Below are 19,553 nucleotides of genomic sequence, written 5' to 3'. Positions count from 1 at the left end.
CCCCCATGGCTCAAGCCTCCTCCGCCGCGGTTCGCCGCGCCCTGATCAGCGTCTCCGACAAGACCGGCATCGTCGACTTCGCCCGCGGCCTCGTCGAGCAGGGCATCGCATTGCTCTCCACCGGCGGGACCTTCCGCCTGCTCCAGGAGAACGGCATCGACGTGACCGAGGTCTCCGAGCACACCGGGTTCCCGGAGATCATGGACGGCCGGGTCAAGACGCTGCATCCGAAGATCCACGGCGGCATCCTGGGCCGGCGCGGCCAGGACGATGCGGTGATGGCGGAGCACGGCATCGACCCCATCGACATGGTGGTGGTCAACCTCTACCCCTTCTCGGCCACCGTGGCACGGCCGGACTGCACCCTGGAGGACGCCATCGAGAATATCGACATCGGCGGCCCCACCATGGTGCGCGCCTGTGCCAAGAACCATGCCCACACCACCATCGTGGTGGATGCCGGCGACTACGCCCGGGTGCTGGGCGAGATCGCCGCCGGGGATGGCGCCGTGTCTGATGCCACCCGCTTCGACCTGGCAGTCAAGGCCTTCGAGCACACCGCCGGCTACGACGCCGCCATCGCCGACTACCTGGGACAGCGGGTACCCGGCGGCGAGGACGGTTTCCCGCGCACCTACAACCTGCAGTTCGAGAAGAAGCAGGCCATGCGCTATGGCGAGAACCCCCACCAGAATGCCGCCTTCTACGTGGAGGCCGATGCCAGTGAGGCCAGCGTGGCCACCGCGACCCAGCTGCAGGGCAAGGCGCTCTCCTTCAACAACGTCGCCGACACCGATGCCGCCTTCGAGTGCGTCAAGGCCTTCACCGACACCGCCTGCGTGATCGTCAAGCATGCCAACCCCTGCGGCGTGGCGGTGGGCGCCAGCCCCCGGGAGGCCTACGAGAAGGCCTTCGCCACCGACCCGACCAGCGCCTTCGGCGGCATCATCGCCTTCAACGTGCCGCTGGACGCCGAGACCGCCCGGGCCATCGTCGACCGCCAGTTCGTCGAGGTGATCATCGCCCCGGGGATCGAGGAGGCGGCGCTCGCCATCGTGGCCGAGAAGAAGAACGTGCGACTGCTCGATGTCGGCGCAAAGTGGCCCGGCGAGCGCGAGCACGCCCACGACTTCAAGCGGGTCACCGGTGGCCTGCTGGTGCAGGATCGCGACCTGGGGATGGTGGGGCGTGACGAGCTGACCGTGGTCACCGAGCGGGTGCCCAGCGAGCAGGAGATGCGCGACCTGGCCTTCGCCTGGAAGGTGGCCAAGTACGTCAAGTCCAATGCCATCGTCTACGCCAAGGATGGCCAGACCATCGGCGTGGGCGCCGGCCAGATGAGCCGGGTCTACTCGGCGAAGATCGCCGGCATCAAGGCCGCCGACGAGGGCCTCTCGGTCCCCGGCTCGGTGATGGCCAGTGACGCCTTCTTCCCCTTCCGCGACGGCATCGATGCCGCGGCGGCGGCCGGCATCGCCGCCGTGATCCAGCCCGGCGGCTCCATGCGCGACCAGGAAGTGATCGACGCCGCCAACGAGGCGGGCATCGCCATGGTGTTCACCGGGATGCGCCACTTCCGGCACTGAGCGACCCAGCAGCCAAGCAGCCAAGCAGCCAAGCAGCCAAGCAGCCAAGCAGCCAAGCAGCCAAGCAGCCAAGCAGCCAAGATGATTTTCGACTGCGCAAAAGCAAGCCCCGAAGGTCGCGGCCTTCGGGGCTTGCTTGTAGCTCGGCGCTTGGCGCTTTCAACTTGTCGCTGTCAGCCCAGGTCGATGCAGAGGTACTTGGTCTCCAGGAACTCCTCGAGGCCCTGGTGGCCACCCTCGCGCCCCAGGCCCGAGGCCTTGACCCCGCCGAAGGGTGCGGCGGCGTTGGAGATCAACCCGGTGTTGATGCCCACCATGCCGTACTCCAGGGCGTCGGCGACGCGCCAGACACGGCCCAGGTCCCGGGAATAGAAGTAGGAGGCCAGACCGTACTCGGTGTCGTTGGCCATGTTGACGGCGTCCTCCTCGTCATCGAAGGGGAAGACCGCCGCCAGCGGCCCGAAGGTCTCCTCGTGGGCCACCTTCATGCTGGTGTTGGCGAAGCTGATCAGGGTCGGCGTGAAGAAGTTGCCGCCCAGCGGGTGGGGATGGCCACCCAGCAAGAGCTCGGCGCCGTGGTCCACGGCATCATGGACATGCTCGCTGACCTTGGACACCGCCTTGTCGTCGATCAGCGGGCCGATGTTGATGCCCTCCTGGGTGCCGTCACCGACCTTGAGCTCGCTGTTCATGGCGACCGCCAGCTTCTCGCAGAAGGCGTTGACCACGCTGGACTGGACCAGGAAGCGATTGGTGCAGACGCAGGTCTGGCCGGCGTTGCGGAACTTGGCGGCCATGGCCCCCTCCACCGCGGCGTCCAGGTCGGCATCCTCGAAGACGATGAAGGGAGCGTTGCCGCCCAGCTCCAGTGAGATCTTCTGGATGTGCTGGGAGGCCTGGGCCATCAGCTGGCGCCCCACCTCGGTGGAGCCGGTGAAGGTGATCTTGCGCACCAGCGGCGACTCGGTCATCGCCGCGGCGATCTCGCTGGCCCGGCCCGGCACCACGTTGAACACCCCGCGCGGCACCCCCGCCCGCTCGGCCAGCTTGGCCAGAGCAGTGGCGGAGAACGGCGTCTGGCTGGCCGGCTTGACCACGATGGTACAGCCGGCGGCCAGGGCCGCGCCCGCCTTGCGGGTGATCATCGCCGCGGGGAAGTTCCAGGGGGTGATGGCGCCCACCACGCCGACGGGCTGCTTGGTGACCACGATGCGCTGGTTGGGCTTGGCGGCGGGCACGGTCTCGCCGTAGATGCGCCGCGCCTCCTCGGCGAACCAGCGCAGGAAGCTCGCCGCATAGGCGATCTCGCCGGCGGCCTCCTTGAGCGGCTTGCCCTGCTCGAAGGTCATGATCATGGCCAGGTCGTCCTGGTGCTCGAGCATCAGGTCGTGCCACTTCATCAGGATGTCGGCACGCTCCTGCGCGGTCATCGCACGCCATGCGGGCAGGGCGGCATCGGCCGCGGCGATGGCCCGCTCGGTCTCGGCCCGCCCCAGGCGCGGCACGTCCCCCATGGCCTCGCCGGTGGCCGGGTTGAGGACGTTGATCTGCTCGCCGCTGTCGGCGGCGACCCAGCTGCCGTCGATGTAGGCGAAGGGACAGTAGAGCTGCGTTTCCTTGAGGGCTTGCATGATCGTCTCCTGCCGCAAAGGCGGCCTCTTGTCGGTTTGCCCCCATGCTAAGCGAAAGACCCCGGTGCACCAAGCACCGGGGTCCTTTATCTGTCGCCGACGCGGGCCAGGGCTCAGCGTGGCCGGCGCGGCTCCCGGGTATCGGAGAGGGTGATGGAGACGGAGTCGGCGAAGCGCAGCGCATGGGGCTTGTCGATCTCCACCTGGGCGGTCAGCACCTGGTCGTGACCCATGATCAGGTCCAGCACCTCACGGGTCATGCGCTCGAGCAGCAGGAAGCGGTGGTCCTCCACCAGGGCGATCACCTGCTTGGTGATGGTGCGGTAGTTCAGCGCCTGCTCGATATGGTTGAACTCGACCGCCTTGTCGGCGCGATAGCGGATCACGGCATTGATCACCACGTCCTGGCGGTTCTTGATCTCGTCATCCTTGATGCCGATATGGGTCCGCAGCCGCAGGTTCTTGATGCGGATCGTGGCGAGGTCATGGTCGAAATGCTGGTCGTCCAGGGCATGCATCGGCATGGCGGGGCTCCTTGCAGGGGAATCAGCGGCCGTTGACCAGGGTGAGGAACTCCTGGCGCGTGCTCTGCTTCTCGCGGAAGGCACCGAGCATCACCGAGGAGGTCATGCTGGAGTTCTGCTTCTCCACCCCGCGCATCATCATGCACAGGTGGCGTGCCTCGATCACCACCGCCACCCCGCGGGCCTCGGTGACCTGCAGCACCGCCTCGGCGATCTGGCGGGTCAGGTTCTCCTGGATCTGCATGCGCCGGGCATACATGTCGACGATACGCGCGAACTTGGAGAGCCCCAGCACCTTGCCGCTGGGCAGGTAGGCGATATGGCACTTGCCGATGAACGGCAGCAGGTGGTGCTCGCACATGGAGTAGAGCTCGATGTCCTTGACCAGCACCATCTCGTCGGTCTCCGACTCGAACACCGCGCCATTGACGATCTCCTCCAGCGACTGGGTATAGCCGCGGTTGAGGAACTGCATCGCCTTGGCGGCCCGCTTCGGGGTGTCGCGCAGCCCCTCGCGATCGGGGTCCTCCCCCAGTTCGTGGATGATCCGGCGATAGTGGTTGGCGAGTTCTTCGGTCATGGTCAGGCCCCGTAGCAATGTCGGTGTCCGATGGGTCGTTGGTGGATGGCCTGGCCATCACAACATGTACAGAAGATATACAAGATTTTAATCTTGTACAATAAAAGAGTCTCGGGACTCGTTAGTCTAGCGCATGACACCCGACAACGCAGCGGCGGGCATTGCCTGAGAGTGACATCGTGTCGCGTCTTCGCCGCCACCGGCCGGCTGCCGGCCCGCCCGGCCTGTGATAAGGTAGCGACTGCTTCATGCTGTGCCCAAGTCACCCTCGAGAGCCCGACATGATCAAGACCCATGCCTCTCTGCTGATGGCCGCCATGCTGGCGATACCGACCCTGGCCATGAGCGATACCCTCGAACTGCCGGCCGATGCCACCGTCGACGTCCAGGTCATCGACGTGCTGACACTCTCCGCCCAGGCGCCGGAACGCAATGACGTGGTGCTCCACCCGGTGGCCGATGGCGACGCCTCCCACACCCTGCCGGAATACTGCGTGCTGATCGGCGACGCCCGCCTCGATGGCGAGCGCATCCGCCTGACCACCCAGTCGCTGACCTGCATCGAGACCGACGGCAGCGAGAGCGAGATCTACAGCGGCGAGATCTCCGCCGCCGCCTACGATGCGGACGGCAGCTTCGGACTCGCCGCCTGCCAGGAGGGCGACTGCAACCTGACCCCGGAGCAGACCTTCCAGCTGCGCCTGGCCAGCGACCTGGCCATCGAGCAGCAGGACAACCCCGCCGCCAGGATCAACGAGCAGCGCCGCCAGGCCGAGGGAGCCGGGGTCGCCAACCCGATCCCCGCCGAGGCACCGGATCCCGACGACGACTGAACGCCCCCGGCCACGACGAGACGCACCCTACGGGGTGCGTCTTTCATGCTGGCGGACAAGCCGCCGACCGCCTCAGGCCAGCCAGCGAGGCCGCGCCTCCAGGGCCTGACGCTGCTGCTCCAGCATGCGCAGGTGCCCGTCCCAGTAGCCGGCATCGGCCAGCCAGGGAAATGCCAGGGGGAAGGCCGGGTCCTCCCAGCGATCCACCAGCCAGGCGCTGTGGCGCAGCAGGCGCAGGGTGCGCAGCGGCTCCACCAGCGTAAGCTCACGGCGGTCGAAGTCGCGGTGCTGCTCGTAGCCTTCGGCCACCTCGGAGAGCTGCATCTGGCGCTCGCCCTCCTCCTGCGCGGTGAAGAGCATCCACAGGTCCTGGATGGCCGGGGCCATCAGGCAGTCGTCGAAGTCGACCAGTGCGAAGTGCTCGTCGCGGCCGAGCATGTTGCCGATATGGCAGTCGCCCTGCACGCGGATCGCCTGATCCGCGCTCCAGGCATGGGCTGCCAGGCGGCGATGCAGGGTCGCGGTGATCCGATCGTAGGCCTGGCGCTGGTGGCGGTCCAGCCAGCGGCTGGCCAGTACCTTGCCACGGGCCTCGAGCACCATGCCATCCAGGTCCAGGGCGCGGCGATGGACGAAGCGCCCCCGCTCGCCCACCGCATGCACCGCGCCGATCAACTCGCCCAGGGCAAACAGGTGGGCCGGGTTCTCCAGCTCGGGGGCCTGCCCCGGCAGGTGGGGAAAGAGCGTGAAGCGAAAGCCCTCGGCGCGGTGCAGGCTCTCGCCCGCCGCGTTGCGCCAGGGGGCGGCCACGGCCACCCCGGCCGCGGCGAGCTCGGCCAGGAAGTCATGCTCCTCGTGGATCTGGGCATCCGTCCAGCGCTCGGGGCGATAGAACTTCACCACCCAGCGGCGGCGCTCCTCGTCGTGCACAAGGAAGACCCGGTTCTCGTAGCTGTTGAGGGCAAAGGGCTCGCCGGGCAGCCAGAAGCCGAGCGACTCCACGGCCGCCACCACCCGGGCGGGCGAGAGCTGGGCAAAGGGATGAGGGGTGGTGTTCATGGGGGCTCCCGGGGCATCGAGGACCACATGCTAACAGGGAAGCGTCGGCCTGTGTCGCAGGAGGCGTGTCAGGCGCAGGGCTATCGCAGATGGAAGTAACGCTCGAAGCTGTTCCGGCGACAGGTCCCGAAGTGTCGGACCATCGAGGAGGCGCTGTGAACCCCTCCTTGGGCGCTACCGATGCCATCCCTGGCATAGGACCTCCCCTTCGACCTGTCCCCGGCGCCTCTCGCTTCGGGTAACTGCGATTGCCCTGGTGTCAGGCGGCGACCGTGCCGGTCGTCAATGTCGCCCTGCCGGCGTCCGGGCCACCGCCCAGGCCTGCACCTCCTCGGCACCGGCCTGGCGGCAGGCCACGGCCAGGGCATCCAGCGTCGCCCCGGTGGTCATGACGTCATCCACCAGCGCCACCCGCCGCGGCAGGCCTGGCGGGAGGCGAAAGGCGCCGCGCAGGTTGCGGCGCCGCTCGCCACGGTCCAGGCCGCGCTGGGTCCGGGTGTCGCGGGTACGCTGCGCCAGCGCCAGCGGACAGCCCAGCTGTCGTCCGAGACGTGAGGCCAGCCAGCGCGCCTGGTCGAAGCCCCGCTCGCGGGCCCGCCGGGGATGCAGGGGGACCGGCACCAGCGCCTCGGGCCAGCCTCGAGCCTCCGCCGGCAGCCCGGCGATCATCAGCTCCAGCAGCACCCGGCCAGCGCGTGGCGAGGCATCGAACTTGAAGCGCTGCACCAGGCCGGCCACCTCGGCGTCATACCGCAGCGGCACCCAGGCGCGGTCGAACCCTGGCGGGCGACGCAGGCAGTGACCGCAGCGACGTCCCTGCGCGGCCACCGGCTGGGGCTCGGCGCAGCCGGGACAGGCACTCGGGTTCCAGGACAACTCCCAGAAGCAGGCCTCGCACCAGGGATCCTTTCCCGGCAGGGGCGTCAGGCAGAAGACGCAGCGTCCGGGCAGGGCCCGTCCCAGCCAGCCGTCAACCCTGGCTTCCCAGGAGGTTGACATGGCCGCCGCAGGCCGTAGGCTATCCGTCAACCTGGATATGACCGACAAGTTGACCATAAGCGAGCCCACCATGCCCCCTGCGTCCCACGAATCCCGCACCGCTTCCCTGACCCTAGCCTCGCGGGGCGAGGTCCGCCACGACTGGACGGTCGAGGAGATCGAGGCGCTCTTCGCCCTGCCCTTCAACGACCTGCTGTTTCACGCCCAGCAGGTCCATCGTGCCCACTTCGACCCCAACGCCGTGCAGGTCTCCACGCTGCTCTCCATCAAGACCGGCGCCTGCCCCGAGGACTGCAAGTACTGCCCGCAATCGGGGCACTACAACACCGGCCTGGGCAAGGAGAAGCTGCTGGAGGTCGAGAAGGTGGTCGAGCAGGCCCGGGCCGCCCGCGAGGCCGGTGCCAGCCGCTTCTGCATGGGCGCGGCCTGGAAGAGCCCCCGCGAGAAGGACCTCGACGTGGTGCTGGAGATGGTCCGCCGGGTCAAGGCACTGGGCCTGGAGACCTGCATGACCCTGGGGATGGTCGACACCGACCAGGCCGGCCGCCTGGCCGAGGCGGGGCTCGACTACTACAACCACAACCTCGACACCTCGCCCGAGTACTATGGCGAGATCATCACCACCCGCAGCTATGCCGACCGACTGGCGACCCTGGGTAACGTGCGCGAGGCCGGCATGAAGGTCTGCTCGGGGGGCATCCTCGGCATGGGCGAGGCGCCCCGCGACCGCGCCGCCCTGCTCCAGCAGCTGGTCAGGCTCGAGCCGCATCCGGAGTCGGTGCCGATCAACATGCTGGTCAAGGTGCCCGGCACGCCGCTCGAGGACGTCGAGGACCTCGACCCCATCGAGTTCATCCGCGCCATCGCCGTGGCGCGCATCCTGATGCCGGCGAGCCATGTGCGCCTCTCCGCCGGTCGCGAGCAGATGAGTGAATCCACCCAGGCGCTGGCTTTCCTGGCCGGGGCCAACTCGATCTTCTACGGCGACCAGCTGCTGACCACGTCCAACCCCCAGGCGGAACAGGACCGGGCGCTGTTCGCCAAGCTGGGGCTGCATCCCGAGAGAGGAGAGACCTGCACCGACGATGCCCGTCAGCAGGCCGAACTTGAGGCCGCGCTTGACGCCAGTGCGGTACGCCAGGCCGTGACCGAGCTGGACACCGTTGCCAGCCGGCTCGCCTATGACGCCACCCAGTCCGCCACCCGGGCCTGACCCGCCATGCAGGATGCCTGGAGCACGTATCTCGCCGAGCGGGCCGCGGGGCAGCGCCAAAGCGGGCGTTGGCGCCGTCGCCACACCCGGCGCACGGGCGACGGATGCCATGACTTCGCCGGCAACGACTACCTGGGTCTTGCCGGCGACCCGCGCCTGGCCGAGGTCCAGGCCGAGGGCGCCCGGCGCCTTGGTGCCGGCGCCCGGGCCTCGCACCTGGTCAGCGGCCACCTCGAGGTGCACGAGGCCCTGGAACAGCGCCTGGCCACACTCACCGGCCGACCGGCAGCGCTGCTCTTCTCCACCGGTTACATGGCCAACCTCGGCACCCTGCAGGCGCTCTGTGACCCCGACACCCGTGTCTTCCAGGACCGCCTGAACCACGCCTCGCTGCTGGACGGCGCCAGGCTCGCCGGTGCCCGCTCGCGGCGCTTCCACCATAATGATCTTGGCGACCTGGAGCGGCTGCTCGCCCGCGCCCCTGGGGATACGCGCACGCTGGTGGTCAGCGACGGGGTGTTCAGCATGGATGGCGACGTGGCCGATATCGCCGGGCTGGCCGAGACGGCGGGCCGACACGGCGCCTGGCTGATGGTCGACGATGCCCACGGCCTGGGCGTGCTGGGCGAGGCCGGCGACGGCTGCGTGGGCCGCGCCCATGGCATCGACGAGGTGCCGGTGCTGGTCGGCACCCTGGGCAAGGCGCTGGGCTCCGCCGGCGCCTTCGTGGCCGGTAGCCGAGCGCTGGTCGACCACCTGATCCAGTTCGCCCGCCCCTACGTCTATACCACCGCCCAGCCGCCCGGGGTGGCCGCGGCCACCCTGAAGTCCCTGGACCTCCTGGAGGCCGAACCCGAACGACGCACCCGCCTGGCCACGCTGATCGCGCAATTCCGACGCGAGGCTGCCACCCTGGGCCTGCCACTGGCCGCCTCCACCACGCCGATCCAGCCGCTGGTGCTGGGCGATAGCCACCGGGTAATGGAATGGGCGGCGCGGCTGGCCGAGCGCGGGATCCTGGTCGGCGCGATCCGCGAGCCCACGGTGCCCCGCGGCCAGGCGCGACTGCGCATCACCCTGAGCGCCGCCCATACCGATGCCGACCTGGAGGCCCTGCTCGAGGGGCTGGCGGCCTGTCAGGCCCAGGACATCGCCAGCCGACGGGAGCTCACCCCATGACGACACTGGTGCTGCTCTCCGGCTGGGGCTGCGACGCGCGGCTCTGGCAGCCGCTGGCCGAGCACTGGCCGAGTGGCATGACGATCACCACCCCGGACTGGCCCGGCTACGGGGCGCGTCGCCCGCTGTCGGACCCCGGCAGCCTGGCCGAGCTGGCCGATGCCATGGCCGACGACCTGGCGCCGGACGCCATCTGGGTGGGCTGGTCGCTGGGCGGGCTGCTCGCCGCCGCGCTGCTCGACCAGCTGCCCGCGCCCCGAGCCCTGGTGCTGCTCGGCACGGGGGAGCGCTTCTGTCATGAAGCGGGCATCCCAAAAGCGGAGCTGGCCGCCTTCCGCCAGGCCTTCGCGCGTGCCCCGAAGGCGACCCACCGACACTTCCTGCGCTGGCAGCTCACCGGCGAGCCCGACCCACGCGCCGCCCATCGGCAATTGCGAGACTTGCTCGGCGATGATGGCGATGCCGACCGCGCCACCCTGGCCGCCGGGCTCGACCAGCTCGCCGGGCTCGATAACACTGGCCGCCTGGCCCGCGCGCCCTGCCCGGTATGGCGCGTTGCGGGAGAACGCGACCCGCTGCTCGCCCCGAGGCTGCGCAAGAGCGCCGACCATCGCCTGATTGAGGCCGGCCACTGCCCGATGCTCAGCCAGCCGGCCGCGCTCTCCGCCTGCCTCGCCGACATCGCTGGGGGGAGCGCGCCATGAGCGCCCTGCCGATTCCCACGCTGGCCTCCCGTAGCACGACCCCGGGAGATGACTGGCAGGCCCGTGTCGCCCGCGCCTTCTCCCGCGCGGCCCCGCGCTATGCCGAGTGCGCCGTCGCCCAACGGATCATGGCCGAGCCGCTGCTTTCCCGCCTGCCCGCGCGAGCCGGGAGGGTGCTGGACCTCGGCTGCGGGGCGGGCGAGCTGACCGCGAGCCTGGCCGGACGCTTCGGTCGCGGCTGCACGGTCATCGGCCTGGACCTGGCCCCGGGCATGCTCGAGGTGGCAAGGCGCACCCACGGAGACGCGGCCCGCTGGCTATTCGGCGATGCTGCCGCCCTGCCGCTGGCAGAAGCCAGCCAGGACCTGGTGGTCTCCAACCTGGCGATCCAGTGGTGCCCGGACCTCGACGCCGTGATGGCCGAGCTTCGCCGCGTCCTGCGCCCGGGGGGCCGAGCACTGGTCAACACCCTGGGCCCCGGCACCCTGGCCGAGGTGGGCCGTGCCTGGTCTCGCCCCGGCCGGCCCGCCGGCCTGCTGGCCTTCCGCGACGCCGCCCGTCACCGGCAAGCGGCCCGGGCGGCGGGCTTTCGCCGCCTCGACTGCCGGACACGGACGATGCGCTTCCACTATCCCGACCTCGCCGCGGTGATGGCCTCCATCAAGGGCATCGGTGCCCAGACATCACGGCCCGGCGGCCGGCTCACCCGCGCCGACCTGGCACGGGCGGCGCGCCGCTACGAGACACAGCGCGAGCCCGAGGGGCTGCCCGTGACCTATCGCCTGCTGACCCTGGAGCTTCACGCCTGAGATGAGCGCCTACTTCGTCACCGGCACCGACACCGACGCCGGCAAGACCCTGGTCACCAGCGGCCTGCTGGCCCTGGCGCGCCGTCGTGGCCTGACCACCCTGGGGCTCAAGCCCGTGGCCTCCGGCTGCGAGGCCACGTCCCAGGGCCTGCGCAATGCCGATGCCCTGGCGCTGCAGGCCCAGACCCGGCCTCCCCTGCCCTACGCGACCCTCAACCCCTTCGCCTTCGCCCCGGCCATCGCCCCGCACCTGGCCGCCCGCCGGGCCGGCGTAAGGCTGGCCCTCGCTGACCTGGTCGACCATGCCCGCCCGCTGCTTGCCGAGCAGCGCGACCTGGCCCTGGTCGAGGGCGCCGGTGGCTGGCGGGTGCCGCTGAACGAGCACGAGGACCTCTCGGGCCTGGCCGTCCGGCTCGAGCTGCCGGTGTTGCTGGTGGTGGGGCTGCGCCTGGGCTGCATCAGCCATGCACGGCTCACCTGTGATGCAATCCGGGCAGACGGCCTGCGCCTGGCGGGCTGGGTCGGCAGCCTGGTGGATCCCGGACTCTCCTTCGATGCGGCCGCCGACGAGGCCCTCTACCGTGACAACCTGGCCACCCTGGCGAACCACCTGACCGCCCCCTGCCTGGGCGTGGTGCCGCGGCTGACGGCGGAGTCTCCGGCTGTCATGGCCGAGGCCGCCGCCCATTATCTGATCCTGCCCGATGACGATTCCAAGCGAGGAGCGCCGGGTACAAGCCGAAGAGGAGGTCCTACGCCAGGGATGGCGTCGGTAGCGCCCAGGGAGGGGTTCACAGCGCCTCCTCGATGGTCCGACACTTCGGGGCTTGTGGACGGATCAGCTCCGAGCAATGGACACATGTTCAGTGAGCTTCCCGATGGCGATTGACTTGCGCGGGGGCGTCCGTAGAATGTGGTCGCCTGCCTGCCTGTGCGGATGTGGTGGAATTGGTAGACACGCCAGGTTTAGGTCCTGGTGCCTTCGGGCGTGGGAGTTCAAGTCTCCCCATCCGCACCATCTGACCTCCCCCCTATCGACGCGATCCTCTCCGTCATCTCAGCGAGATGTGCGGTGCTTTCGCGTGCCTGTCGTACCGCTTCATTTCTGCTACGGAGCCCACTGATGACCGCTCCCCTCTCCTCTCCCGTCTGGCACCCCTATGCCCATCTCAAGACCCAGCGCCCGGCGCCCAGGGTGGTCGGCGGCGAAGGGCCGCGCTTCACCCTCGAGAACGGCGAGACGCTGCTCGACGCCACCTGCTCCTGGTGGTGCATGATCCATGGCTACCGGCATCCTCGCCTCGTCCGGGCCATCCAGCAGCAGGCCGACGAACTCTGCCACGTGATGCTCGGCGGCCTGACCCACGAGCCCGCCGACCGCCTGGCCCGGGAACTGGTGCGTGTCACGCCCGAGGGCCTTAATCATGTCTTCTACTCCGACAGCGGCTCGGTGGGCATGGAGGTGGCCATGAAGATGGCCGTGCAGTACCACCAGCTACGCGGCCGGCCGGGCAAGCATCGGCTGCTCTCGCTGATGAAGGCCTACCACGGCGATACTGCCGGCTGCATGGCGGTCTGCGACCCCGATGAGGGCATGCACTCGCTGTTCGCCGGCTACCTGCCCCGCCACCACTTCGCCCCGGCGCCCACCGCGCCCTTCGATGCCCGGCCCGAGGCGGTGGCGGCGGACCTCACCGCCCTGCGCGAGGTACTCGAGCGCCACCACCATGAGATCGCGGCGCTGCTGATGGAGCCGCTGCTGCAGGCCGCCGGCGGGCTCAACATGACCTCGCCCCACTACCTGCGGGGAGCCCGGGCGCTGTGCGACGAGTTCGACGTGCTGCTGGTGTTCGACGAGGTCGCCACCGGCTTCGGTCGCACCGGGCGGATGTTCGCCGCCGACCATGCCGACGTCACGCCCGATATCATGGTGCTCTCCAAGGGGCTCACCGGGGGGTATCTCGGCCATGCGGCGACGCTGGCCACCGACCGGGTGCATGATGCCTTCGTGGGGGACTCCCCCGAGCACGCCTTTATGCACGGGCCTACCTTCATGGGCAACCCGCTGGCCTGCCGGGTGGCGCTGGAGAGCCTGGCGGTGTTCGAGGAGGAGGACTACCTGGGCAGGATCGCCGCGCTCAACGCGGTGCTTTGCGAGGCGCTGCTGGATGACGAGGCGCTGGCCGCCCACCCGGCGGTCGCGGACGTACGCGTGCTGGGGGCCACCGCGGTGATCGAGGCCCATGCCCCCTCGGCCCTTGCCGGGGTGGCAGACTGGGCCCGCGAGCAGGGCGTCTGGCTGCGCCCCATCGGGCGCTGGCTCTATACCATGCCGGCCTACATCACGACAGAGGCCGACCTGCGGCGCATCACCGACGTCATGAAGGGCTGGTTCCTGGCACGCTGATCGCGGCGGCTCTAGACCAGCCGGCGCGGGATGGCGAGATCCCAGTTGCGGCTGAAGACACGCTGCTCGCCCTCGTAGGCATCCAGGGTGGCATGCAACCGGAACTCCCCTGCCCTCGAGGTCAGCACGGTACGGGTCACCGTGCGCACTTCCCAGTCATCCCGCTTCAAGGCGCGCTCCCAGAGGGTCGTGCCCTCCAGGGAGTCGAAGTCATCATCCCGGGAGCGATAGGTCTCCACCGCGCGGGTCGCCACCTCGATACCGCTGTCCTCCAGGCGGATCCGGCCGTTGTCGTTGATCACCTCCAGGGTCGAGACGTCCTCGGCCAGGTCGCGATGCACGTACCAGTTGTGGTGCCCGGGCTCAAGGTGCGTAGTCGGGATGGACGGGGCGGCCTCGGCCTGGGCGAACGGGGCCAGGCGGTCATCCTCGTCGCGCGGCGGCCGCACCGGCAGGTGCAGCGCGCTCTCCCTGTCGAAGACCGTCAGGCGCACGCGCTCAGGGGGCGCCCAGGCCAGCGGCCAGTAGGAGGTGGAGAGCGAGAGCCTCAGTCGGTGGCCGCGGGGAAACACCTGGGCCACGTCGTTGAGCTGCACGCGCACCCGGTAGCGGCGCCCCGGCTCCAGAGGGGTCGGCGCCTCATGGCTCTCGCGGTGGGTCAGGTTGAGCAGGCCATAGGTCACCCGGGTGGCCTTGTCGTCGGGCGCCACGTCGGAGAGGCGCACCGCCACCATGGCCACGGGGCGGTCGGCGGCCAGCTCCAGTTCCAGCTCCGGCGCCCCCATCATCTCCAGGGTCTCCTCGAGCGGCGGCGTGTCGAAGGTCAGGGCGCCACCATCCTCTTCGCGCTGGTCATGGGCCAGGTCGGGGCCGGCGGCATAGGAGCACCACTTGCCGGCGAACAGGCCGCAGGTCAGCGGCGACTGCACCGTGAGGGCGCTCTCCTCCTCGCTGCGCGCCCCGTCCAGGGCCAGACGCCCCGGCGCCAGCGCCAGGCGCCAGTGACTGATATTGGGCGATGGCCAGCTGGGCTCCGCCACCCAGCGGCCCGGCCGGCAGCCGTAGCGGGTGGTCGGCGGCATGCTGTCCTGCATCCACACCCGGATCGCGGGATCCTGCTCCACGCCCCTGTCCACGCCCTTCAGCCACTGGTCCCACCAGCGCAGGCACTCCTGCAGGAAGCCGATGGCCGGGCCCGGTTCCCCCAGGTGGGGATACTTGTGACTCCAGGGGCCGATCAGCCCCTTGCAGCGCTCGGGCAGGTTCGCCACCAGCCGCTTGACCGCGTTGGAGTAGCCGTCCGCCCAGCCGCTGGCGGCCAGCACCGGCACCTCCACTCGCGAGAAGTCCTCGCAGATGGAGCCGTGCTGCCAGTAGGCGTCCCGGTGCGGATGCGCGAGCCAGGTCGAGAGCCACAGGCCGCTGCCCTCGAGCCGCTGGTGCCACATCTCGCGCCAGCCGTCGCCGACCACGCTGGGGTCCGGCGGCAGCGAGTTGTAGGCGAACATGGTCGAGGCCCAGGAGAGGTTGTCGCCCAGCAGGCAGCCCCCCATGTAGTGCACGTCGTCCGCGTAACGGTCATCCGTGGAGCAGACGCTGACCACTGCCTGGAGCTCGGGGGGCTGCCGGGCGGCCAACTGCAGGCCGTTGAAGCCGCCCCAGGAGATGCCGATCATTCCCACCTTGCCGTCGCACCAGGGCTGGGCGGCGATCCAGCGCAGGATCGCCTCGCCGTCCAGCAGCTCCTGCTCCAGGTATTCGTCGGCAAGTACGCCACCGGAGTCACCGCTGCCACGGATATCGACCCGCAGCGAGGCATAGCCGTGCCCGGCAAAGTAGGGGTGGTGCATGGCATCGCGCCGCGCGGAGCCGTCGCGCAGCCGGTAGGGAATATATTCGAGGATCGCCGGCACCGGGGCCCTTTCGGCGCCCTCAGGCAGCCAGAGTCGGGCGCACAGCTCGACCCCGTCGTCCATGGGAATCCAGACGGGATCAAGGCACTCGACCGGGTGGGGAAAGTCGGTCACGACACGCATGACGGCCTCCTTCAGGGATGGTGATGGCTCAACGAGGCGCCTGCGGGGCGAGCGGCTCGATCTCGAAAGGCAGCATCCGCCGGCACTCCTCGATCCGCTCCGTCAGCGCCTCGCGGGTCTCGGCCCCGGTGAACAGCACGCCGAGCTCCCAGGAGAAGGAGTCCTGGTGCTTGAGCTCCGAGAGCCGCATGCCCTCGTGGACATTGAGGTGCACCAGGGTACCCGGGAAGGCCTCCTCGACGCGGCGGATCTCCTCGTCGGACGGCACCCGGCGCACCCAGCCATCCTCGAAGACCCGCAGCATCTGCTTGGCGGCGACGGGATAGCGGCCCTCGCGGTGCGGCATGCGCGGCGGGATGCCCAGCGCCACATCCACCATCACCTGGAAGTGTGGCGCCCCGTCGACCAGCTGGAAGATCGCCGCGTGGGAACGCGAGATGCGGGCATTGATCTCCAGCAGCCAGATGTGGTCGGCCTGCTCGTCGAGGAAGAACTCGATATTGAAGGGCGCATCGTCATAACCGATCCGCGACAGGAAGCGCCGGGTGATCGCCAGCATCCTCTCCTGCACCGCATCGGGCAGCGAGGAGGGATACTCGTAGCGCAGCAGCACGGAGGGGTGCGTGGCGTCGCGCAGGCTGTCGACGAGGCCCACCAGATGAACCTCGCCGTTCTGGACGTAGCCCTCCAGGGTGCACTGGCGGCCAGAGGAGATGATCGCCTCGGCGATACAGTGATGCCCGGTGACCGCCGCCACCTCCTCGGGCAGCTCGGCCAGGGCGGTGATCTCGTCAAAGGGGCGGCCGAAGCGCCCGATCCCATCACGGATCACCGGCAGCACCTCGCGCAGCTGGTCGGCATCCTCGATACGGAAGCCAAGATGCGAGGAGTGGGCTTTCACCGGCTTGATCCAGAACGGGTAGTCGATCTCGACGGACTCCACGGCCCGGTCGTCGAAGGTGTCCAGCGCCTGGAAGGCCGGCACGCACTCCGGCACGACCCGGGCCTGCTCCAGGCGGCTCCAGTACTTGTGCTCGCACTTCAGGAAGGCCGCAAGCGACGGGCCGGGCAGCCCCCGCGCCCGGCGCAGGACCGGCAGCAGCCCGCTGGTGGGGAAGTCCCAGTACCCCACGATGGCGTCCACCGGGCCGGGGAAGCGCTCGAGCTGGGCGAGGGCATCATCCACCAGGCGAGCGAAGGGATACTCCTCGGCATGCACCACCTCGTCGAGCGTCAGCAGCTCATGGAAGGCATAGTCCTCGACATGGCGCAGGTTCTTCAGCATCCGCTTGCTCAGCGCATCGTGGCCGATGATAAAGACATTCCAGCTCATGAGACCTCCACAGACATGCCCCCTTCGGACGGCGCGGACAGTGCCGGCACGACCCAGTAACTCCCCACGTCCTTAAGGATGGCAGCTATCTGCCAGCCTGCCTTGATATCGAACAACATGCCCCTACGGATACCCGCGGCGCGACACCAGGACCGGGAAGGCGCATCACGATGGTATCGGGGGTGGAGAAGCCGGTAGACTTCCCCGAAAAAGGGCAAGGGACACGAAGATGAAGGGAGCGCGCTCACTGCTGGCCATAGGGCTGGTCACCCTCGGCCTCGCCGCCCATGCCGACACCCCGGGGGTCGACGACGACAGCGACCTGCCGGTATGGGCCGAGAAGCGGCTCGGACCCTTCCATGCCCGCCTCTCGCGCTGGGTGGAGAGCACCTCCCGCGGCATCGACGGCTTCTTCGGCACCACCGATGCGCTGACCGTGAACACCGACTCCTACCTGCGCCTCAGCCAGGAGTGGGACTGGCGCGAGGGCGAGCCCTTCGACCAGGACCTGGGGGCACGTTTCCGCCTCGACCTGCCCACCACCGAGGAGCGCCTGCGACTGGTCATCGAGAGTGATCCCGACGAGACCCGCGGCACCCTGGCGGAACGGGAGTCGGCACTCACCGACGACCGCGCTGACAGCCTCGGCGACCTGCTGGTGGGCCTGAACCGCCTCGGCGACAGGGACAAGACCCGCCACTGGAACACCCGGGTCGGCGCCGGCATCAAGCTGCGCCTGCCGCTGGAACCCTACGTGCGCCTGACCAGCCAGCGGCTCTGGACCCTGCAGGACGGCCCCTGGCAGTTGCACAGCGACAATCGCCTCTCCTGGTTCAACGGCGACGGCTACTCCGCCCGCACCCGCTGGGACCTGGGCAGGCCGCTGGACGAGAAGCGCCACCTGCGCTTTCTCACCAATGCGCAGTGGCGCGAAGAGGTCGACCACCTCGAGTTCAGCCAGGCCGTGGAGCTCAACCGCCGCCTCAACCGCCGCAGCGTGCTGCGCACCTCCGGCGGCGTGATCGGCGAGAGCGGGTCCCACCCCGTCATCGAGGACAGCTACCTCGAGGTGCGCTTTCGCCGCGACGTCCACAAGGGCTTCACCTTCCTGGACGTCGCTCCCTCGCTGCACTTCCCTCGGGAGGCCGACCGCGACCCGCGCTGGGCGCTGACCCTGCGCCTGGAGATGTACTTCCGCCGCCATATCGACCGCGTCACCCTGTAAGCGCGAAGGATGCCCGCATGACCCTGAGCAAGACCCGCACCAGCTTCTACCGCCGCCTCTACGTGGCCCACCTGGTCGCCACCGGCACCGCCAGCGTACCGGCCATCACCGCCGCCACCGGAATGCCCCGGCGCACCGCCCAGGACACCCTCGGGGCGCTGGGCGAACTGGACATCCTCTGCGAGTTCGAGCACCTGGCCGGCGAGCGCCACAACATCGGCGCCTACGTGATTCGCGACTGGGGCCCGATCGACCCGGCGTGGGTGGCGGCGCACGCCGAACGGCTGCGCGTCGCCCTGGGCTATCCGCATCGGCAATCAGGGGAAGGATGAGGGACGGCGTAGGGATGGCCCGAGGGCTCGCGACGCTGGTTCTCCTGCTCCTGCTGGCCGGCTGCGGCGAGGGGGCCGTGCGCCAGTCGCCGGGGCCGGGCAGCGACGAGGCCCGGCTGGCGCAGGGCCAGGTGATTGCCGAGGATGGCTACCGGCTGCCGCTTCACCTCTGGCCGGCCGAAGGCAATCCCCGGGCCATCGTGCTCGGGATCCACGGCTTCAACGAACATGGCGGCACTTTCCAGGTCCTCGCCGAGGCCCTGGCACCCCGCGGCATCACCCTCTATGCCCATGACCAGCGCGGCTTCGGCACCACCGCACAGCGGCGCCTCTGGCCCGGCCACGAGCGGCTGGCCGATGACGTCTCCCTGCTCGCTGCCCTGTTGCGCAAGCGCCATCCCGAGACCCCGCTCTACCTCGTCGGCCACAGCATGGGCGGTGCGGTGGCGATCCTCGCCATGAGCGGCGAGAACCCGCCGCCGGTGGAGGGCAGCGTGCTGATCGCGCCGGCGGTGTGGGGCTTCGAGGCCATGCCCTGGTACCAGCGCCTGGGCCTCTGGCTCGGCGTGCGCCTCTTCCCCGCGCTGAGCTTCACCTCGAGCACGGTCCAGCGCCTCGGCATCGAACCCACCGACGACCCCGAGATGAAGCGCCGGCTGGCCGAGGACCCGCTGATCCTGCGCCGCGCGCGGGTCGATACCCTGCACGGCGTGAGCCTGGCCATGGACGCGAGCCTTGAGGCCGCCCGACGGCTGCCTGCCCCGGCACTGATCCTCTATGGCACCGAGGACCACATCATTCCGCCGGAGGCGATCTGTGCCCTGCTCGAACGACTGCCCGAGAAGGAGAGCATCCGTCTGGCGCTCTACCCGCAGGGCTACCATATGCTCACCCGCTACACCAAGCGCGAGCGGACCGAGGCGGACATCGCGGCCTGGCTCGCCGACCCCGCGGCTCCCCTGCCCTCCGGCCAAGAGCGGACCCGAGACCAGGCCCACCACACCCTCTGCCACTGAGCGGGCGACGACGTCTCCGCAGCAGGCTGTCGGGCGCATGGCCTGCCCGAATGTGATTGACATCACTCGTGACAGGGCGGACCTTGG

Annotated in this window: 17 protein-coding genes, 1 tRNA gene and 1 pseudogene; 12 read left to right on the top strand and 7 right to left on the bottom strand. The window is 69.5% G+C overall.

Going from position 1 to position 19,553, the window contains the following annotated elements; all coding sequences use genetic code 11:
• The first annotated feature begins 5 nt into the window (after positions 1-5).
• The gene (purH, locus tag SCI24_RS00475) at positions 6-1,586 is read left to right on the top strand and encodes a bifunctional phosphoribosylaminoimidazolecarboxamide formyltransferase/IMP cyclohydrolase (protein ID WP_318723409.1); all 1,581 of its coding nucleotides are present in this window, start codon (positions 6-8) and stop codon (positions 1,584-1,586) included.
• Positions 1,587-1,759: 173 nt separating this feature from the next.
• On the opposite strand, the gene SCI24_RS00470 is transcribed toward purH, so the two are convergent.
• The 3 genes from SCI24_RS00470 to folE form a co-directional block, all read right to left on the bottom strand.
• Positions 1,760-3,217 carry an NAD-dependent succinate-semialdehyde dehydrogenase gene (locus SCI24_RS00470; RefSeq protein ID WP_318723408.1) on the bottom strand — a complete coding sequence of 486 codons (1,458 nt, stop codon included), beginning with the start codon at positions 3,215-3,217 and terminating at the stop codon, positions 1,760-1,762.
• Between the two features lie 113 nt (positions 3,218-3,330).
• Positions 3,331-3,741: a dihydroneopterin triphosphate 2'-epimerase gene (folX, locus tag SCI24_RS00465; RefSeq protein WP_318723407.1), complete on the bottom strand. Its 411-nt coding sequence runs from the start codon at positions 3,739-3,741 to the stop codon at positions 3,331-3,333.
• A gap of 22 nt (positions 3,742-3,763) precedes the next feature.
• A complete protein-coding gene (folE, locus tag SCI24_RS00460; protein ID WP_106230364.1) occupies positions 3,764-4,321 on the bottom strand; it encodes a GTP cyclohydrolase I FolE in 558 nt (185 codons plus the stop codon).
• Between the two features lie 281 nt (positions 4,322-4,602).
• Here folE and SCI24_RS00455 point away from each other — a divergent pair, with 281 nt between their 5' ends.
• Positions 4,603-5,154, top strand: coding sequence for a hypothetical protein (locus SCI24_RS00455; protein ID WP_318723406.1), 552 nt, complete (start codon positions 4,603-4,605; stop codon positions 5,152-5,154).
• A gap of 72 nt (positions 5,155-5,226) precedes the next feature.
• Here SCI24_RS00455 and SCI24_RS00450 read toward each other — a convergent pair whose 3' ends face one another.
• Both SCI24_RS00450 and SCI24_RS00445 read right to left on the bottom strand, forming a co-directional pair.
• The gene (locus SCI24_RS00450) at positions 5,227-6,213 is read right to left on the bottom strand and encodes a serine/threonine protein kinase (protein WP_318723405.1); all 987 of its coding nucleotides are present in this window, start codon (positions 6,211-6,213) and stop codon (positions 5,227-5,229) included.
• Positions 6,214-6,495: 282 nt separating this feature from the next.
• Complete coding sequence (locus SCI24_RS00445) at positions 6,496-7,212, bottom strand: ComF family protein (RefSeq protein WP_318723404.1); 717 nt, start codon at positions 7,210-7,212, stop codon at positions 6,496-6,498.
• Positions 7,213-7,282: 70 nt separating this feature from the next.
• Between SCI24_RS00445 and bioB the strand changes: the two genes are divergently transcribed.
• The 7 genes and pseudogenes from bioB to bioA all read left to right on the top strand — a co-directional run bounded on the left by bioB (position 7,283) and on the right by bioA (position 13,524).
• Positions 7,283-8,425 carry a biotin synthase BioB gene (gene bioB / locus SCI24_RS00440; RefSeq protein ID WP_318723403.1) on the top strand — a complete coding sequence of 381 codons (1,143 nt, stop codon included), beginning with the start codon at positions 7,283-7,285 and terminating at the stop codon, positions 8,423-8,425.
• A 6-nt stretch (positions 8,426-8,431) separates the two neighbouring features.
• Positions 8,432-9,604: an 8-amino-7-oxononanoate synthase gene (gene bioF / locus SCI24_RS00435; RefSeq protein WP_318723402.1), complete on the top strand. Its 1,173-nt coding sequence runs from the start codon at positions 8,432-8,434 to the stop codon at positions 9,602-9,604.
• Positions 9,601-10,308: an alpha/beta fold hydrolase gene (locus SCI24_RS00430; RefSeq protein ID WP_318723401.1), complete on the top strand. Its 708-nt coding sequence runs from the start codon at positions 9,601-9,603 to the stop codon at positions 10,306-10,308. The genes bioF and SCI24_RS00430 overlap by 4 nt, the downstream gene beginning before the upstream one ends.
• The gene (locus tag SCI24_RS00425) at positions 10,305-11,117 is read left to right on the top strand and encodes a methyltransferase domain-containing protein (protein WP_318723400.1); all 813 of its coding nucleotides are present in this window, start codon (positions 10,305-10,307) and stop codon (positions 11,115-11,117) included. Before SCI24_RS00430 ends, SCI24_RS00425 begins: the two co-directional genes overlap by 4 nt.
• A 1-nt stretch (position 11,118) precedes the next feature.
• Positions 11,119-11,820 (top strand): annotated as a pseudogene (bioD, locus tag SCI24_RS00420) (dethiobiotin synthase); the annotation flags it as partial.
• Between the two features lie 230 nt (positions 11,821-12,050).
• Positions 12,051-12,135 (top strand) — tRNA-Leu (locus SCI24_RS00415).
• A gap of 105 nt (positions 12,136-12,240) precedes the next feature.
• Complete coding sequence (gene bioA, locus SCI24_RS00410; RefSeq protein ID WP_318723399.1) at positions 12,241-13,524, top strand: adenosylmethionine--8-amino-7-oxononanoate transaminase; 1,284 nt, start codon at positions 12,241-12,243, stop codon at positions 13,522-13,524.
• A gap of 11 nt (positions 13,525-13,535) precedes the next feature.
• Here bioA and SCI24_RS00405 read toward each other — a convergent pair whose 3' ends face one another.
• Together SCI24_RS00405 and SCI24_RS00400 are read right to left on the bottom strand one after the other, a co-directional pair.
• The gene (locus SCI24_RS00405) at positions 13,536-15,560 is read right to left on the bottom strand and encodes a CocE/NonD family hydrolase (RefSeq protein WP_318723398.1); all 2,025 of its coding nucleotides are present in this window, start codon (positions 15,558-15,560) and stop codon (positions 13,536-13,538) included.
• Positions 15,561-15,588: 28 nt separating this feature from the next.
• Complete coding sequence (locus SCI24_RS00400; protein ID WP_318723397.1) at positions 15,589-16,893, bottom strand: ATP-grasp domain-containing protein; 1,305 nt, start codon at positions 16,891-16,893, stop codon at positions 15,589-15,591.
• Between the two features lie 229 nt (positions 16,894-17,122).
• On the opposite strand from SCI24_RS00400, the gene SCI24_RS00395 reads away from it, so the two are divergent.
• Genes SCI24_RS00395 through SCI24_RS00385 form a run of 3 tightly spaced genes read left to right on the top strand, consistent with a single transcriptional unit; the run spans position 17,123 to position 19,466 of the window.
• On the top strand, positions 17,123-18,118 hold the full coding sequence (locus SCI24_RS00395) for a hypothetical protein (RefSeq protein ID WP_318723396.1): 996 nt from the start codon (positions 17,123-17,125) through the stop codon (positions 18,116-18,118).
• 17 nt (positions 18,119-18,135) lie between these two features.
• The gene (locus SCI24_RS00390; protein ID WP_318723395.1) at positions 18,136-18,450 is read left to right on the top strand and encodes a winged helix-turn-helix domain-containing protein; all 315 of its coding nucleotides are present in this window, start codon (positions 18,136-18,138) and stop codon (positions 18,448-18,450) included.
• A 14-nt stretch (positions 18,451-18,464) separates the two neighbouring features.
• Positions 18,465-19,466, top strand: coding sequence for an alpha/beta hydrolase (locus SCI24_RS00385; protein ID WP_318723394.1), 1,002 nt, complete (start codon positions 18,465-18,467; stop codon positions 19,464-19,466).
• Positions 19,467-19,553: the final 87 nt, after the last annotated feature.

Source organism: Halomonas sp. (assembly GCF_033549285.1).
Taxonomy (GTDB): Bacteria; Pseudomonadota; Gammaproteobacteria; order Pseudomonadales; family Halomonadaceae; genus Halomonas.
The sequence above is the reverse complement of the archived record's forward strand: the minus strand, read 5'-3'. Positions and strand labels throughout refer to the sequence as shown.

Excerpts from the sequence above, each read along its gene's own strand:
- purH (WP_318723409.1), top strand. The coding sequence starts at position 6 with ATGGCTCAAGCCTCCTCCGCCGCGGTTCGCCGCGCCCTGATCAGCGTC.
- SCI24_RS00470 (WP_318723408.1), bottom strand. The coding sequence starts at position 3,217 with ATGCAAGCCCTCAAGGAAACGCAGCTCTACTGTCCCTTCGCCTACATC.
- folX (WP_318723407.1), bottom strand. The coding sequence starts at position 3,741 with ATGCCGATGCATGCCCTGGACGACCAGCATTTCGACCATGACCTCGCC.
- folE (WP_106230364.1), bottom strand. The coding sequence starts at position 4,321 with ATGACCGAAGAACTCGCCAACCACTATCGCCGGATCATCCACGAACTG.
- SCI24_RS00455 (WP_318723406.1), top strand. The coding sequence starts at position 4,603 with ATGATCAAGACCCATGCCTCTCTGCTGATGGCCGCCATGCTGGCGATA.
- SCI24_RS00450 (WP_318723405.1), bottom strand. The coding sequence starts at position 6,213 with ATGAACACCACCCCTCATCCCTTTGCCCAGCTCTCGCCCGCCCGGGTG.
- SCI24_RS00445 (WP_318723404.1), bottom strand. The coding sequence starts at position 7,212 with ATGTCAACCTCCTGGGAAGCCAGGGTTGACGGCTGGCTGGGACGGGCC.
- bioB (WP_318723403.1), top strand. The coding sequence starts at position 7,283 with ATGCCCCCTGCGTCCCACGAATCCCGCACCGCTTCCCTGACCCTAGCC.
- bioF (WP_318723402.1), top strand. The coding sequence starts at position 8,432 with ATGCAGGATGCCTGGAGCACGTATCTCGCCGAGCGGGCCGCGGGGCAG.
- SCI24_RS00430 (WP_318723401.1), top strand. The coding sequence starts at position 9,601 with ATGACGACACTGGTGCTGCTCTCCGGCTGGGGCTGCGACGCGCGGCTC.
- SCI24_RS00425 (WP_318723400.1), top strand. The coding sequence starts at position 10,305 with ATGAGCGCCCTGCCGATTCCCACGCTGGCCTCCCGTAGCACGACCCCG.
- bioA (WP_318723399.1), top strand. The coding sequence starts at position 12,241 with ATGACCGCTCCCCTCTCCTCTCCCGTCTGGCACCCCTATGCCCATCTC.
- SCI24_RS00405 (WP_318723398.1), bottom strand. The coding sequence starts at position 15,560 with ATGCGTGTCGTGACCGACTTTCCCCACCCGGTCGAGTGCCTTGATCCC.
- SCI24_RS00400 (WP_318723397.1), bottom strand. The coding sequence starts at position 16,893 with ATGAGCTGGAATGTCTTTATCATCGGCCACGATGCGCTGAGCAAGCGG.
- SCI24_RS00395 (WP_318723396.1), top strand. The coding sequence starts at position 17,123 with ATGAAGGGAGCGCGCTCACTGCTGGCCATAGGGCTGGTCACCCTCGGC.
- SCI24_RS00390 (WP_318723395.1), top strand. The coding sequence starts at position 18,136 with ATGACCCTGAGCAAGACCCGCACCAGCTTCTACCGCCGCCTCTACGTG.
- SCI24_RS00385 (WP_318723394.1), top strand. The coding sequence starts at position 18,465 with ATGGCCCGAGGGCTCGCGACGCTGGTTCTCCTGCTCCTGCTGGCCGGC.